The organism is Serratia sp. GW822-FHT06D09, from assembly GCF_058799515.1.
This window is the reverse complement of sequence record NZ_JBXALO010000007.1, coordinates 43,974-58,673: the sequence shown is the minus strand read 5'-3', so window position 1 is coordinate 58,673 and position 14,700 is coordinate 43,974. Positions and strand designations below refer to the sequence as shown.

Sequence of the window (14,700 nt, the reverse complement as noted above, 5' to 3'; positions counted from 1 at the left end):
CATCACCCATCGACATACTCTCCCATAGACAGATAGGGGTTTACATAAAATACTAAAAAGTACAAACTGGATTTTAAAGTCTATATCATCTTCTTTACTGGAGCCGTCATGAGCCACTTATTCGATGCAATTGTTTCCGCCCACCAACAATTGCGCCCACAGGTTCGCGTCACCCCACTGGAACGCAGCGTACTGTTGTCGCAACGCTTGGGTTGCGAACTGTTCCTGAAATGCGACCACCTGCAGCCTACCGGCTCTTTTAAGTTTCGCGGCGCCAGTAATAAACTGCGGCTACTGAGTGAAGAGCAACGCAAACGCGGAGTGATCGCCGCCTCCAGCGGCAATCATGGCCAGGCGATGGCGCTGGCGGGAAAGTTGATGGGCGTTGAGGTCAAGGTTTATGCGCCGGAAACGGCAGCGGCGATAAAACTCGACACCATTCGCGCTCTGGGCGCCCAGGTAGAGCTGGTGGCGGGCGATGCGCTAAATGCCGAGCAGGCGGGGGAAAAGGCGGCGCAGAAACAAGGGAAGGTTTATGTCTCTCCCTATAATGACGAGCAGGTCATCGCCGGTCAGGGGACCTGCGGCATGGAGCTGGTCGAACAACAGCCGGATTTGGATGCGGTGTTTGTCGCGGTGGGGGGTGGCGGCTATATTTCGGGCATTGGCAGCGTTTTGCAGCAACTATCGCCGAAAACGCAGCTAATTGCCTGTTGGCCAGAAAACGCCACCAGCATGTACAGCGCATTGGAAGCCGGCCACATTTTCCCGGTGGAAGAGCAAGATACCCTGTCCGACGGCACTGCCGGGGGCGTGGAGCCAGGCGCCATTACCTTCCCTCTGTGTCAGCAGCTGATCGACCGAAAAGTCTTGGTCAGTGAAACTGAAATCAAGCAGGCTATGCGCCAAATTGCCGTCAGCGATCGCTGGATTATCGAAGGGGCGGCCGGGGTAGCCTTAGCCGCCGCCATTAAGCTGGCACCGGAATTTCAGGGGAAAAAAGTGGCCGTCGTCCTGTGCGGAAAAAACATCGTGCTCGAGAAATACCTCAAGGCGATCGCCGATGAAAATCCTTAACAAAAGGCAGATACTTGAAGCTTTCGACGCAGATGCCACCACGTTACTGCTAAAAGAAGGGTTTATTGCCTATTCAAAACGGCAGGTACAGCAACCGCCGGTACAACATTTTCTGTTTGAGCAGGCAGCCGGCGACTGCTGTATTAAATCGGCGTGGCTGGAAGGAGACGAGCAATTTGTCCTCAAGGTTTCCTCCGGTTTTTACCGTAATCCAGCGCAGGGGTTGGCCAGCAATCAAGGGCTGATGATGGCTTTCTCAGCACAAACCGGTGAACCGCAGGCGTTGTTGCTGGACGAAGGCTGGTTAACCGCATTACGCACCGCTCTGGCTGGGCGCATCGTCGCCGAACTGTGCGCACCGACGGAGATCCCGGCCATAGGTATCGTCGGCTGCGGCATGCAGGCCCTGCTGCAGTTGCAACAGCTAAAACCTCTGACCGCCTGCCGTGAAGTCTGGGTATGGGGCCGCAACGAGTCGGCACTGCAAGCCTACCGCCACAGTGCCGAGGCCGAAGGATTTCGGGTGCATACAACCCAGGATGCGGCAGAACTGGCGGCACACTGCCGGTTGATTATCACCACCACGCCCAGCCGAGAGCCGATTCTGCGGGCGACGGATATTCGGCCCGGCACCCACATCACCGCGGTAGGCGCCGATTCCCATGGCAAGCAGGAACTGGAGAGCGGTCTGGTGGCCAGGGCGGATGTGTTGCTGGCAGACTCTGTGTCTCAATGTACAGAATACGGCGAAATCGCCATGGCTTATCGGCAGGGATTGTTGGCTTCGATACCCCTCGTCGAATTAGGTACCGTTCTGGCGCAAGGAAAGAAGGTGCGCAGCGATCCGGAGCAAATCACCCTGGCCGATCTGACCGGCTTGGCGATTCAGGATGTGCAGATTGTGAAGGGAATTTTAGCGCGGTTATAACGGGATTAAGGGGCGCAACTGCGCCCCCTGATGCAAAACAACGTTAGGCATTCAGCACAAATTTCTCGATGGCGCGTGCCACGCCGTCTTCGGTATTGGTGGTGGTCACAAACTGCGCCACCGCCTTCAGTTCCTCAATGGCATTGCCCATGGCCACGCCAACGCCGGCATACTCGATCATTGCGGTGTCGTTGGCTTGATCGCCCAACGTCATCACGTTTTGCTGTGCAATACCGAGATGATCGGCCAGCATTTTCACGCCGGTCCCTTTATCCACATTCTTATGCAGGATCTCCAGGAAATACGGCGCGCTTTTCAGGATGGTATAACGCTCCCGCGTTTCAGCCGGGATGCGGGCGATGGCACGATCCAACAGCTCAGGCTCGTCAACCATCATCAACTTAGGGAAACGGATCGCCGGATCCATCTCTTCCACGCTGCGGTACTTGAGCGGAATGCCGGTCATCTCCGATTCATGCACGGTGTATTTGCCGATATCTTTGTTCGGTGTATACAACGTATCGAAATCAAACGCCTGATAGTGAACGCCGAATTCGCGCGCCATCTGCTCGAAGTAGAGATAATCCTCAAAGCCCAGCGTTTCCTGCAGAATGCAGGCACCATCTACCGCCTTCAAAACCAGCGCACCGTTATAGGTAATACAAAAATCACCAGGACCCTGAATGTCCAACTGACGCAGATAGTCTTGCACGCCGACGTAAGGCCGCCCGGTGGCCAGCACCACATGCACCCCTTTGCGGCGCGCCTCGGTGATTGCCTGCTTTACCGCCGGCGTAATTTGGTGCTGCGGGTTGAGCAGCGTGCCGTCCATATCAATCGCAATCAGTTCAATAGCCATTCGATCCTCTCCCAGTGGTTTTTTTCCATGCTAACGCGTTTCAGCCCGCCGTGTCAGCGTCAAAAACGGCGTAAAAAAATCCGCGCGGGTTGCCCGGCGCGGATTTTCACAGCCATCAATGCGTTAGATATCGATATTTGCCGCTTTCAGGGCATTCTCTTCGATAAAGGCACGACGAGGTTCGACCGCATCACCCATCAGGGTGGTGAACAATTGGTCTGCAGCAATGGCGTCCTTCACGGTCACGCGCAGCATACGGCGGCTTTCCGGATCCATGGTGGTTTCCCACAGCTGCTCTGGGTTCATCTCGCCCAGACCTTTATAGCGTTGTACCGCCAGGCCGCGACGTGACTCTTTCACCAGCCACTCCAATGCCTGCTCGAAACTTTCAATCGGCTGACGGCGCTCACCACGTTCGATGAAGGCCCCCTCTTCGATCAGGCCGCGCAGTTTCTCGCCCAACACGCAGATTTTGCGGTACTCGCCACCGTGGATGAAGTCGAAGTCCAGCGCGTAATCGGTATCCACACCGTGGGTACGAATGCGCAGCACCGGCTCAAACATCTGGCGCTCGCGGTTCTCGAAGATCACCGAGTCATAGCTGCTACCGTGCTGCTCTTTGTCGTTCAGCAGTTTCACCAGAGAATCAATCCAGGTCTTAACCTTGGACTGATCGCTCAGGTCTTCTTCCTGCAGAGTCGGCTGGTAGATCAGGTTGTTCAGCAGCGCGCGCGGGTAGCGACGCTCCATACGACCGATCAGCTTCTGCACGCTGTAGTGTTCGGCAACCAGTTTTTCCAGTTGCTCACCGCCCAGTGCCGGGGCGCTGGCGTTGGTGTGCAGGGTTGCGCCGTCCATCGCGATGGCGATTTGGTATTGATCCATCGCCTCGTCATCTTTGATGTACTGTTCCTGCTTGCCTTTTTTCACCTTGTACAAAGGCGGCTGAGCAATAAACACATGGCCACGCTCGATGATTTCCGGCATCTGACGGTAGAAGAAGGTCAACAGCAGCGTACGGATGTGCGAGCCATCGACGTCGGCATCGGTCATGATGATGATGCTGTGATAGCGCAGTTTGTCCGGGTTGTACTCGTCACGGCCAATGCCGCAGCCCAGCGCGGTGATCAACGTCGCCACTTCCTGCGAAGACAGCATCTTGTCGAAGCGCGCCTTCTCTACGTTGAGGATTTTACCTTTCAACGGCAGGATTGCCTGGTTCTTACGGTTACGTCCCTGCTTGGCAGAGCCGCCCGCTGAGTCCCCTTCCACCAGGTACAGTTCAGACAGCGCAGGATCACGTTCCTGGCAGTCCGCCAGCTTGCCCGGCAGGCCGGCCAGATCCAGCGCGCCCTTACGGCGGGTCATTTCACGCGCTTTACGCGCCGCTTCACGAGCACGCGCTGCGTCGATGATTTTACCGACGACGATTTTCGCATCGCCCGGGTTTTCCATCAGATAATCGACCAGCTTCTCGTTCATCAGCGTTTCAACCGCGGTTTTCACCTCGGAAGACACCAGCTTGTCTTTGGTCTGAGAAGAGAACTTCGGATCGGGCACCTTCACCGAAACCACGGCAATCAGACCTTCACGCGCATCGTCGCCGGTGGCGCTGATTTTGGCCTTTTTGCTGTAGCCTTCTTTATCCATGTAGCTGTTCAGGGTACGGGTCATCGCGGTACGGAAACCGACCAGATGGGTACCGCCGTCACGCTGCGGGATGTTGTTGGTGAAGCAGTAGATGTTTTCCTGGAAACCGTCGTTCCACTGCAGCGCCACTTCCACACCGATGTCGTCTTTGACGGTCGAGAAGTAGAACACGTTCGGGTGGATCGGGGTTTTGTTCTTGTTCAGATATTCAACAAACGCCTTGATACCGCCTTCGTAGTGGAAGTGGTCTTCTTTGTCGGTACGTTTGTCTTTCAGGCGGATAGACACGCCGGAGTTCAGGAAAGAGAGTTCGCGCAGGCGCTTGGCCAGAATGTCGTACTCAAATTCGGTATTGTTGGTGAAGGTTTCATAGCTCGGCCAGAAACGGACCGTGGTGCCGGTCTGATCGGTTTCACCGACCACTTTCAGCGGCGACAATGGCTCGCCCATGGCATAGGTTTGCTCATGCACCTTGCCTTCACGACGGATCACCAGTTCCAGCTTCTCAGACAGGGCGTTAACAACGGAGACGCCCACGCCGTGCAGACCGCCGGAGACCTTGTAGGAGTTGTCATCAAATTTGCCGCCGGCATGCAGCACGGTCATGATCACCTGTGCTGCGGAAACCCCTTCCTCTTCATGAATACCGGTTGGGATACCGCGGCCATCATCCTGTACCGAAACGGAATTGTCGGCATGGATGGTCACCTGAATGTCACTACAGTGGCCAGCGAGTGCTTCGTCGATAGCGTTGTCCACAACCTCGAATACCATGTGGTGCAGACCGGTGCCATCATCGGTGTCGCCGATATACATGCCCGGGCGCTTACGCACCGCGTCCAGCCCTTTTAATACCTTGATACTTGAGGAGTCATAAGAATTCGACATCAACGTTTCTCGCTCATTTTAGTCCTGTGGTTGAACCTCTATTTTACCTTGTTCCACGCGGAACATCTTGCCCTTTTCACCGGCCATATCGGTCACTTGTTCAGCGCTCACGGCACTGACAAAGACCTGGGCCTGGGTGGCTTTCAGGCGATCGGCCAGCAACCGGCGACGGCCGGTGTCCAGCTCGGAGGCAAAATCATCAATCAGATACAGGCAACGCCGCCCGCTCTGCCGGGTGAGAAACTCACCCTGCGCTAAGCGCAATGCGCACATCAGCAATTTAAGCTGACCGCGCGATAACAAATCCTCTACCGGCGTGCCGTCGGCACGAATGCGGAAGTCCGCCTTATGCGGCCCCACCGCGGTATAGGTTAACGCCCTGTCGCGCTCAAACTGGCGCTCCAGCAGCTCTCCGTAGTCGCTCTCTTTGTCCCAGCCGCGCTGGAAAGAGAAACTCAGGGCAAATTCGGGCAAAAACTGCGCGCACGTCGCGGTAATATCCGCGGCAATCGCGTCGCTGTAAGCTGCCCGCCACTCGCTGATGCGCTCTGCCAACGGGATCAGTTCCTGATCCCAGGCGCGGATTTGCGCATAGCGACTGACCTGGCGCAGCGCGGCATTGCGCTGCTTCAGTAACCGTTTCAGGTTGCTCCAGGCGGTGAAAAAACCGGGTTCGTTATGAAAACAGCCCCAGTCCAGGAAGGCGCGCCGGAATTTCGGCCCGCCGTTTAGCAGGGTAAAACCTTCGGGGGTGATCAGTTGCATCGGCAATAACTGCGCCAGTTCAGCCACTTTGTGGCCGTCGCTGCCATCGATGCGTACCTTGCTGTCACCCTGACGGCTCTTGCTTAATCCTACGGATATTTCACGTTCTGCACCGTCAATACGGCCGTGCAAAATGAACTCCGGCTGGTCGTGGCGGATCACCCGGCCGGCCTGCAGGCTGCGAAACGCACGCCCGTGCCCAAGGGTATACACCGCCTCAAGCACGCTGGTTTTCCCGCTGCCGTTAGCGCCAACCAGGAAGTTGAATCCCGGCGCCAGCGACAAATCCGCCGCTTCTATATTGCGGAAGTCTTTAATCAGTAAACGCGTTAATGCCATACGACTATTTCTTATGATCGAGGGCGTAATTGTCGCAGACAGATTGGGCGCGGACAGCGCGCAGCCACCGGAGCGTACTTAATGTACGTGAGGATGGCGAGCACTGCCCAATCCCAAGCTGGCAAGTAAAATAGCCCGCCATAGATCAGAGACGCATTGGCATGACGACGTAAGCAGCAGACTTACTGGCACCGTCTTCGATCTGCACGCTGGAAACCGAGTCGGTCAGCAGCAGACGCACATCTTCACACTTGAGCGCGTTCAAAACGTCCAGCACGTAACTGACGTTAAAACCAATTTCCATCTCGGTGCCGTCGTAGCTGACATCGAGGATCTCTTCCGCTTCTTCCTGTTCCGGATTGTTGGCGGTGATCTTGAGCTGGTTCTGGCTAACGTACAGGCGCACGCCGCGGAACTTTTCGTTCGACAAAATGGCCGCGCGGGCAAACGCCTGCTTGAGCAAGTCGCAGCCGGCTTCCAACGTTTTGTCCGGGTTCTTCGGCAATACGCGGCGATAATCAGGGAAACGGCCGTCAACCAGCTTGGAGGTGAAGATAAAGTCACCGACGTGAGCGCGAATATTGTTGCTGCCGATCTGCAGTTGCAACAAGGTCTCGCCACCGTCCAGCAGACGCACCAGCTCCATCACGCCTTTACGCGGCACGATCACCGAATGCGACGGCAATTCCTGGCCGATCGGCATCGAACACACCGCCAGGCGGTGACCGTCGGTCGCCACGGTACGCAGCTCTTCCCCTTCGGTTTCGAACAGCATGCCGTTTAAGTAGTAACGCACGTCCTGATGAGCCATCGAGAACTGCGTAGCTTCAATCAGGCGCTTCAGCGTTGCCTGTGGCAGCGAAAATTCAACTTCGCTCTGCCAGTCGTCCAGGTTCGGGAAATCCGCCGCCGGCAACGTAGAAAGTGAGAAGCGGCTGCGGCCGGAACGCACCAGCATGCGCTCGCTTTCAAGCGTTACGGTGATCTCGGCCCCTTCAGGCAGACCACGGCAGATATCAAAGAATTTACGCGCGGGGACGGTAGTCGCGCCCGCTTCATGGGGCTGGGACAGGGCAACGCGCGCCACCATCTCCATCTCCAGATCGGTGCCGGTCAGCAGCAGGGAGCCTTCCGTCACCTGCAACAGCAGGTTACCCAGAATTGGCAAGGTTGGGCGGCCGCCCAGCGGGCTGCTCACCTGTTGCAGCGGTTTTAGCAGATGCTCACGTTCAACGATAAATTTCATAGCGCTAGGAAGATAATGTTCTGATTAAATTGGAGAAATCTTCTTTGATGTCGTGACTTTCCTCACGCAGCTGCTCAATCTTCCGGCAGGCGTGCAACACCGTGGTATGGTCGCGGCCACCAAACGCATCGCCGATTTCTGGCAGGCTGTGGTTGGTGAGTTCTTTTGCCAATGCCATCGCCATTTGGCGCGGGCGGGCAACGGAACGCGAACGCCGCTTGGACAACAAATCCGCGACTTTAATTTTATAGTATTCCGCCACCGTCTTTTGAATATTATCGATGGTGACCAGCTTTTCCTGCAGAGCCAGCAGATCGCGCAGCGCTTCACGCACGAAATCAATGGTAATGGCACGGCCGGTAAAGTTTGCGTTGGCAATCACGCGGTTCAGCGCCCCTTCGAGCTCACGCACGTTGGAACGCAGGCGCTTGGCGATAAAGAACGCCACTTCGCCCGGCAGACGGATATCGTTCTCGTCGGCCTTTTTCATCAGGATCGCCACGCGGGTTTCCAGCTCAGGTGGCTCGATCGCCACCGTCAGCCCCCAACCGAAGCGCGACTTCAGGCGATCTTCCACGCCGTTAATCTCTTTCGGGTAGCGGTCTGAGGTCAGGATAATCTGCTGATTGCCTTCCAACAGGGCGTTAAAGGTATGGAAGAACTCTTCCTGCGAACGCTCTTTATTGGCAAAAAATTGGATGTCATCGATCAGCAGCGCATCGACCGAGCGGTAATAACGCTTAAATTCTTCAATGGCATTGTTCTGCAAGGCTTTGACCATGTCCTGAACAAAGCGTTCAGAGTGCATATAGACCACTTTGGCGTTGGCCTTGCGGGCCATGATGCCGTTGCCTACCGCGTGCAACAGGTGAGTTTTACCCAGGCCGGTGCCGCCATACAGGAACAGCGGGTTATAGGCGCCGCCCGGGTTATCCGCCACCTGGCGGGCCGCCGCGCGCGCCAACTGGTTGGATTTACCCTCAACAAAGTTATCAAAGGTATGCTTTGGGTTAACGTTGGAGCGGTAGGAAAGTTCAGGCTGAGGAGCCGCGTTGTCCCAACTGGGGCGGGACGGCGCCACGGCGCGCGCTACCGGTGCGCTGGGTGCGCTTGCACTCACGCTGGCGGTAACGGTCTGGCTGATGATTTGGGAGATCGGTTTGCTGCCCACTTCAAAACGCAGCAAGGGGGCATCCGTACCGCAGAAATCATTCAACAGGCCATTGATATTGTTTAAGTACTTATCGCGAACCCAATCCAGCACAAAACGATTGGGCGCATAAAGCGCCAGGGTGTTGTCACTCAGTTCCGCCTGCAATGGGCGTATCCACATACTAAATTCTGTGGCAGGTAACTCATCCTGCAATCGGGCAAGACACTGCTGCCAAAGCGAAAGTGACACGGCGGACTCCACTCGAACAAGATCAATAAAAGAAAAGAATCAGGCTAATTTTTTATAACTCATGATTTTTGACACATACCCGGCATCGGCTGTTTGCCTGTGGGGGATGCGAACCGCCTTTCACGGTTTATGTCCCTCACGATCCCCGCTTGAGAGATCGCGATCGGAATGACGGATCATAGCGCAATCCGCGCAAGAGATCCTCCCCTTCATCACAGATTAGATCCATTTTATCCACAGGCCCCGGCCTGCGGCGATCTTTTCGCCAGCCACGCCAAATTGCAGGCGAAATACCGCCTGATGAACGGTATTTTTTACATTGTCAACCGGTTATACCCTGTTATCCACGTCGGATCCTTGGCTTTAACCACAAGGATCGCGTCGGGATCCTTGCGATTTACCCCCGAGTCCGTATAATCTTCGCCCTACGTGTGTACCTGGTTCCTTAATGGTGTGTCATTAACCAGACAGGATTCTGCGGTGACCACGGGCCAAGACCGGATTTTACTCCGTATTGGCAGACAACCAGGTAGGCTAGCGCGATGTGAATTGACTCAGGACTGTACAATTATTACAATCCCGCTTCTTTATATATTGCGATTGAGGCGTCGGTCGTCTTCACGCCGAATAGCCAAACGCGTTTACTGATCAGTAATTATTTAAGTTTAGGTAGAAATCGCCATGAAACGCACTTTCCAACCGTCCGTATTGAAGCGCAACCGTAGCCACGGTTTCCGTGCTCGTATGGCCACCAAAAATGGTCGTCAAGTTCTGGCCCGCCGTCGTGCGAAAGGCCGTTCTCGTCTGACTGTTTCTAAGTAATAAAAGCTAACCCGCTGAGTGGTTAAGCTAGCTTTTCCCAGGGAGTTACGTTTGTTAACTCCCACTCATTTCACTTTCGTCTTCCAGCAGCCACAACGGGCTGGCACGCCGCAAATCACCATCCTCGGCCGCCTGAACCAGCTGGGGCATCCCCGCATCGGTCTTACCGTCGCCAAAAAACACGTCAAACGCGCGCATGAACGCAATCGGATCAAACGCCTAACCCGCGAAAGCTTCCGTTTACGTCAGCACGAGTTACCGGCGATGGATTTTGTCGTGGTGGCCAAAAAAGGGATAGCGGATTTGGATAACCGCGCGCTGACGGAAGCTTTGGAAAAATTATGGCGTCGCCACTGTCGCCAGGCTCCCGCATCCTGATCGGGCTGGTGCGGGCTTACCAGCTCGTCATCAGTCCGCTGCTTGGGCCTCGTTGTCGCTTCCAGCCGACATGCTCTCATTACGCAATTGAGGCATTAAGCAGGTTTGGCATGATAAAAGGCAGTTGGTTAGCATTGAAACGCGTATTAAAATGCCACCCCTTGAACCCAGGTGGCGATGATCCCGTGCCGCCGAAACCCGACGATAACAGAGAACACTAACGATGGATTCGCAACGCAATCTTCTCCTCATCGCTCTGCTGTTCGTGTCTTTCATGATCTGGCAAGCCTGGCAAACGGACAATGCTCCGCAACCAGTCGCCCAGACCACGCAACAGACTTCGAACACTGCTACCGGTGATGCCGCAAGCTCAGCAGTTCCAGCCAGTGGTCAGGGTAAACTGATTACCGTTAATACTGACGTGCTGTCGCTGACCATCAACACCCGTGGTGGTGATATCGAGCAGGCTAAACTGTTGGCTTACCCGGACACTCTGGGTTCATCGACGCCATTCCAACTGCTGGAAACCACACCGTCATTTGTTTATCAGGCGCAAAGCGGCCTGACCGGCAGAAACGGCCCGGATAACCCGGCAAACGGCGAACGTCCTCTGTTCCAGGCGGCGCAGGACAGCTACACCCTGCCGGAAGGCCAGGAAGAGCTGCGCATTCCGCTGACCTTTACCGGTAAAGACGGCGCTATCTACACCAAGACTTTCGTGCTCAAGCGTAATCATTACGCGGTTGCTGTTGACTACAACGTCGACAACAAAGGCACCACCCCGCTGGAACTGACCCTGTTCGGCCAACTGAAGCAGACGACCGAGCTGCCTAAGCACCGTGACACCGGCAGCAACAACTTCGCTCTGCACACCTTCCGTGGCGCGGCGTACTCTTCCAGCGAAGACAAATATCAGAAGTATGCGTTCGATAAGGACGAAAACCTGAGTGTCACCACGCAGGGCGGTTGGGTTGCCATGCTGCAACAGTACTTCGCCACCGCATGGGTGCCGGCAACTCAAGGCAGCAACACCTTCTATACCGCCAAACCTGGCGATAACCTGTCCACCATTGGCTTCAAATCTACTCCGGTAGTGGTGCAGCCTGGTGCGCAGCAGCAGCTGAATGCCACCCTGTGGGTGGGTCCGGAACTGCAAGACCAGATGGCCCAACTGGCGCCGCATCTGGATCTGACCGTGGATTACGGTTGGTTGTGGTTCATCTCTCAGCCGCTGTTCAAATTGCTGAAGTTTATCCACGGCTTTATCGGTAACTGGGGCTTCTCAATTATCATCATCACCTTCATCGTGCGTGGCATCATGTACCCGCTGACCAAAGCGCAGTACACCTCGATGGCCAAAATGCGCATGCTGCAGCCAAAACTGCAGGCGATGCGTGAGCGTATCGGTGATGACAAACAGCGCATGAGCCAGGAAATGATGGCGCTGTACAAGTCTGAGAAAGTGAACCCGTTGGGTGGGTGTTTGCCGCTGGTTATCCAGATGCCAATCTTCCTGGCGCTGTACTACATGTTGATGGGCTCGGTTGAGCTGCGCCATGCGCCGTTCGCCCTGTGGATCCATGACCTGTCGGCGCAAGACCCGTACTACATCTTGCCAATCCTGATGGGCGTGACGATGTTCTTCATCCAGAAGATGTCGCCAACCACCGTCACTGACCCGATGCAGCAGAAAATCATGACCTTTATGCCGGTGATCTTCACAGTGTTCTTCCTGTGGTTCCCGTCAGGTCTGGTGCTGTACTACATCGTCAGTAACCTGGTGACCATCCTCCAGCAGCAGCTGATTTACCGCGGCCTGGAAAAACGTGGCCTGCACAGCCGCGACAAGAAAAAGACCTAAGCGTATTGTAGGGGTTCGGCGCGCTGAACCCTTGCAGCAAAAGATAAGAGGCGGTCATTAAGACCGCCTTTTTGCATATTGAATCGTCAGAGAGAATCACTATGAGCACCACCGATACCATCGTAGCCCAAGCCACCCCGCCGGGACGCGGCGGCGTCGGCATTTTGCGTATTTCCGGCCGTGGCGCCAAAGACGTAGCCCAGGCCCTGCTCGGCAAACTGCCGAAGCCGCGTTACGCCGATTACCTGCCGTTCCGTGATGCCGAAGGCGCCACTCTGGACCAGGGCATCGCGCTGTGGTTTCCTGGCCCGAACTCGTTTACCGGCGAAGACGTGCTGGAACTGCAAGGCCACGGCGGGCCGGTTATCCTCGATTTGCTGCTCAAACGCGTACTGGCGCTGCCCGGCGTGCGTATCGCCCGTCCCGGCGAATTTTCCGAGCGTGCCTTCCTTAATGACAAGCTGGATCTGGCGCAGGCCGAAGCGATTGCCGACCTGATCGACGCCAGTTCCGAGCAGGCGGCACGTTCTGCCATGAACTCGCTGCAGGGGGCGTTCTCCACCCGCATCAACCAGCTTGTGGAAGCACTTACTCACCTGCGAATCTATGTAGAAGCAGCGATAGACTTCCCGGATGAGGAAATCGACTTCCTGTCTGACGGTAAAATCGAGGCGCAGCTCAACGGAGTCATGGCCTCTCTTTCCAACGTACGCGCAGAAGCGCGTCAGGGCAGCCTGCTGCGCGAAGGGATGAAAGTGGTGATCGCCGGGCGTCCTAACGCCGGTAAATCCAGCCTGTTGAACGAACTGGCCGGTCGCGAAGCGGCTATCGTCACCGATATCGCCGGCACCACTCGCGACGTGCTGCGCGAGCATATTCACCTCGACGGCATGCCTTTACACATCATCGACACCGCCGGTCTGCGCGAAGCCAGCGACGAAGTGGAGCGTATCGGTATCGAACGTGCGTGGAACGAGATCGAACAGGCCGACCGTGTGCTGTTTATGGTCGATGGCACCACCACCGCGGCAACCGAGCCGGCAGAGATTTGGCCGGAGTTTATGGCACGTCTGCCGCATCGTCTGCCGATCACCGTAGTACGTAACAAAGCCGACATCACCGGTGAACCCTTGGGCATGACAGAAGTAAATGGTCACTCACTTATTCGCCTGTCGGCGCGCACCGGTGAAGGTATCGACCTGCTGCGGGACCACCTGAAGCAGAGTATGGGCTTCACCAGCAATATGGAAGGCGGTTTCCTGGCACGTCGCCGCCACCTGCAGGCGCTTGAGCAAGCAGCCCAGCATCTGGTCGAGGGCAAAGAACAGTTAGTGAGCGCTTACGCGGGGGAGCTGCTGGCCGAAGAATTGCGACTGGCGCAGCAAGCGCTGAGTGAAATCACCGGCGAATTTACCTCAGATGACCTGCTGGGACGCATTTTCTCCAGCTTCTGCATCGGTAAATAAGCGGCGGTAACGTAACAAGCGACCTATTCACGGCCAGGACAAACCTTTGTTCTGGCCGTTTTTCTTTGCCCCGCTCTGCGCCTTGGCTCACAGAGCCGTCATAACTCCCTAGATATACTGGTGGGTCAGGGATCCTTCTCAGGAACGAGCAAAGATGGCATTAACCTTCAAGGTACTGCTGGAAAACCGCCGCGCCGCCAGCGCCAATCCGTCACTGCTGGCCAAGGCAGGCTTAAGCCTGCTGCTTCAGGATGAAACTGCCAGCGTTTTATTTGATACCGGCCCTGACGGCAGTTTCCTGCACAATGCGCGGCTGATGGGCGTAGATCTCTCCACAATAACCGCAACCGTGCTCTCTCATGGCCACTATGACCACTGCGGCGGCGTCACCTGGCTGCCTGACGGCAGCCGCATTATCTGCCATCCGCAGATCGGTGACGAACGCTATGCGGCGCTGAAGGTACTGGGCCACACCCGCAAAATCAAAAAGCTCTCTTTGGATATCGATTACTCACGCCACCGCATGGAGTACAGCCGCAAACCACTGTCTATCAGCGATCGTTTTATGTGGTCAGGCGAAATCGCAGTACCCGCACCGCGCGCCTATGGAGTGATTGTCGGGGAAAATGCAGGAGTGGACTATGTCATCGACGAAGGCGTGCTGATTTATAAATCCGATCGCGGGCTGGTGATTATTACCGGTTGCGGGCATCGCGGGATCATTCACATCGTGCGTCACTGCCAGAAAATCACTGGGATCGATCGGATCCACGCTTTGATCGGCGGTTTTCATCTGCGCTGCGCGTCGCCGCTCACGCTATGGCGGGTAAGACATTTTCTTCATCAGCAAAAACCAGAGAAATTAATGGGGTGCCATTGCACCGGAACCTGGGGACGCCTGTGGCTACCGGAGGTGATGTCACCCGCGACCGGAGACACTTTCGTGCTGGAATAAGACGTTAACAAGCCAGCTGGTTTTCGCTTCCTGCCACAGAATCTGGCAGGAAGAACCCCCGACA

At 55.9% G+C, this 14,700-nt stretch carries 13 protein-coding genes; 8 read left to right on the top strand and 5 right to left on the bottom strand.

Annotated features, from left to right (window positions below; genetic code table 11):
• The first annotated feature begins 108 nt into the window (after positions 1 to 108).
• Both AC1RKG_RS17190 and AC1RKG_RS17185 read left to right on the top strand, forming a co-directional pair.
• Positions 109 to 1,077 carry a threonine/serine dehydratase gene (locus tag AC1RKG_RS17190; protein ID WP_493183515.1) on the top strand — a complete coding sequence of 323 codons (969 nt, stop codon included), beginning with the start codon at positions 109 to 111 and terminating at the stop codon, positions 1,075 to 1,077.
• Positions 1,064 to 2,005, top strand: coding sequence for an ornithine cyclodeaminase family protein (locus AC1RKG_RS17185; protein ID WP_122080497.1), 942 nt, complete (start codon positions 1,064 to 1,066; stop codon positions 2,003 to 2,005). The genes AC1RKG_RS17190 and AC1RKG_RS17185 overlap by 14 nt, the downstream gene beginning before the upstream one ends.
• Before the next feature lie 43 nt (positions 2,006 to 2,048).
• Here AC1RKG_RS17185 and yidA read toward each other — a convergent pair whose 3' ends face one another.
• From yidA to dnaA, 5 genes are all read right to left on the bottom strand, one after another.
• Positions 2,049 to 2,864 carry a sugar-phosphatase gene (yidA, locus tag AC1RKG_RS17180; protein ID WP_046374833.1) on the bottom strand — a complete coding sequence of 272 codons (816 nt, stop codon included), beginning with the start codon at positions 2,862 to 2,864 and terminating at the stop codon, positions 2,049 to 2,051.
• Positions 2,865 to 2,987: 123 nt separating this feature from the next.
• Entirely contained in the window at positions 2,988 to 5,402 is a 2,415-nt protein-coding gene (gene gyrB / locus AC1RKG_RS17175) for a DNA topoisomerase (ATP-hydrolyzing) subunit B (RefSeq protein WP_020824633.1), read from the bottom strand.
• Between the two features lie 18 nt (positions 5,403 to 5,420).
• Positions 5,421 to 6,506 carry a DNA replication/repair protein RecF gene (gene recF / locus AC1RKG_RS17170; RefSeq protein ID WP_046374834.1) on the bottom strand — a complete coding sequence of 362 codons (1,086 nt, stop codon included), beginning with the start codon at positions 6,504 to 6,506 and terminating at the stop codon, positions 5,421 to 5,423.
• Between the two features lie 145 nt (positions 6,507 to 6,651).
• A complete protein-coding gene (gene dnaN / locus AC1RKG_RS17165) occupies positions 6,652 to 7,752 on the bottom strand; it encodes a DNA polymerase III subunit beta (RefSeq protein ID WP_020824632.1) in 1,101 nt (366 codons plus the stop codon).
• A gap of 4 nt (positions 7,753 to 7,756) precedes the next feature.
• Positions 7,757 to 9,154 carry a chromosomal replication initiator protein DnaA gene (gene dnaA / locus AC1RKG_RS17160; protein ID WP_041414068.1) on the bottom strand — a complete coding sequence of 466 codons (1,398 nt, stop codon included), beginning with the start codon at positions 9,152 to 9,154 and terminating at the stop codon, positions 7,757 to 7,759.
• Positions 9,155 to 9,835: 681 nt separating this feature from the next.
• On the opposite strand from dnaA, the gene rpmH reads away from it, so the two are divergent.
• The 6 genes from rpmH (at position 9,836) to AC1RKG_RS17130 (ending at position 14,636) form a co-directional block, all read left to right on the top strand.
• Positions 9,836 to 9,976 (top strand): 50S ribosomal protein L34, encoded by a 141-nt coding sequence (rpmH, locus tag AC1RKG_RS17155; protein ID WP_003849659.1) that lies wholly within the window; start codon positions 9,836 to 9,838, stop codon positions 9,974 to 9,976.
• An 18-nt stretch (positions 9,977 to 9,994) separates the two neighbouring features.
• The gene (rnpA, locus tag AC1RKG_RS17150; RefSeq protein ID WP_004950547.1) at positions 9,995 to 10,354 is read left to right on the top strand and encodes a ribonuclease P protein component; all 360 of its coding nucleotides are present in this window, start codon (positions 9,995 to 9,997) and stop codon (positions 10,352 to 10,354) included.
• Positions 10,318 to 10,575 carry a membrane protein insertion efficiency factor YidD gene (yidD, locus tag AC1RKG_RS17145; RefSeq protein ID WP_012004505.1) on the top strand — a complete coding sequence of 86 codons (258 nt, stop codon included), beginning with the start codon at positions 10,318 to 10,320 and terminating at the stop codon, positions 10,573 to 10,575. The genes rnpA and yidD overlap by 37 nt, the downstream gene beginning before the upstream one ends.
• 2 nt (positions 10,576 to 10,577) lie before the next feature.
• Positions 10,578 to 12,215, top strand: coding sequence for a membrane protein insertase YidC (yidC, locus tag AC1RKG_RS17140; protein WP_020837770.1), 1,638 nt, complete (start codon positions 10,578 to 10,580; stop codon positions 12,213 to 12,215).
• Between the two features lie 101 nt (positions 12,216 to 12,316).
• Positions 12,317 to 13,681 (top strand): tRNA uridine-5-carboxymethylaminomethyl(34) synthesis GTPase MnmE, encoded by a 1,365-nt coding sequence (gene mnmE, locus AC1RKG_RS17135; RefSeq protein WP_493183514.1) that lies wholly within the window; start codon positions 12,317 to 12,319, stop codon positions 13,679 to 13,681.
• 154 nt (positions 13,682 to 13,835) lie between these two features.
• Positions 13,836 to 14,636 (top strand): MBL fold metallo-hydrolase, encoded by an 801-nt coding sequence (locus AC1RKG_RS17130; protein ID WP_410529066.1) that lies wholly within the window; start codon positions 13,836 to 13,838, stop codon positions 14,634 to 14,636.
• Positions 14,637 to 14,700 lie beyond the last annotated feature (64 nt).

Bases quoted from the DNA above. Each gene is read 5' to 3' on its own strand.
- yidD (WP_012004505.1), top strand. From the start codon at position 10,318: ATGGCGTCGCCACTGTCGCCAGGCTCCCGCATCCTGATCGGGCTGGTG.
- rpmH (WP_003849659.1), top strand. From the start codon at position 9,836: ATGAAACGCACTTTCCAACCGTCCGTATTGAAGCGCAACCGTAGCCAC.
- gyrB (WP_020824633.1), bottom strand. From the start codon at position 5,402: ATGTCGAATTCTTATGACTCCTCAAGTATCAAGGTATTAAAAGGGCTG.
- AC1RKG_RS17185 (WP_122080497.1), top strand. From the start codon at position 1,064: ATGAAAATCCTTAACAAAAGGCAGATACTTGAAGCTTTCGACGCAGAT.
- AC1RKG_RS17190 (WP_493183515.1), top strand. From the start codon at position 109: ATGAGCCACTTATTCGATGCAATTGTTTCCGCCCACCAACAATTGCGC.
- yidC (WP_020837770.1), top strand. From the start codon at position 10,578: ATGGATTCGCAACGCAATCTTCTCCTCATCGCTCTGCTGTTCGTGTCT.
- mnmE (WP_493183514.1), top strand. From the start codon at position 12,317: ATGAGCACCACCGATACCATCGTAGCCCAAGCCACCCCGCCGGGACGC.
- recF (WP_046374834.1), bottom strand. From the start codon at position 6,506: ATGGCATTAACGCGTTTACTGATTAAAGACTTCCGCAATATAGAAGCG.
- AC1RKG_RS17130 (WP_410529066.1), top strand. From the start codon at position 13,836: ATGGCATTAACCTTCAAGGTACTGCTGGAAAACCGCCGCGCCGCCAGC.
- yidA (WP_046374833.1), bottom strand. From the start codon at position 2,864: ATGGCTATTGAACTGATTGCGATTGATATGGACGGCACGCTGCTCAAC.
- dnaN (WP_020824632.1), bottom strand. From the start codon at position 7,752: ATGAAATTTATCGTTGAACGTGAGCATCTGCTAAAACCGCTGCAACAG.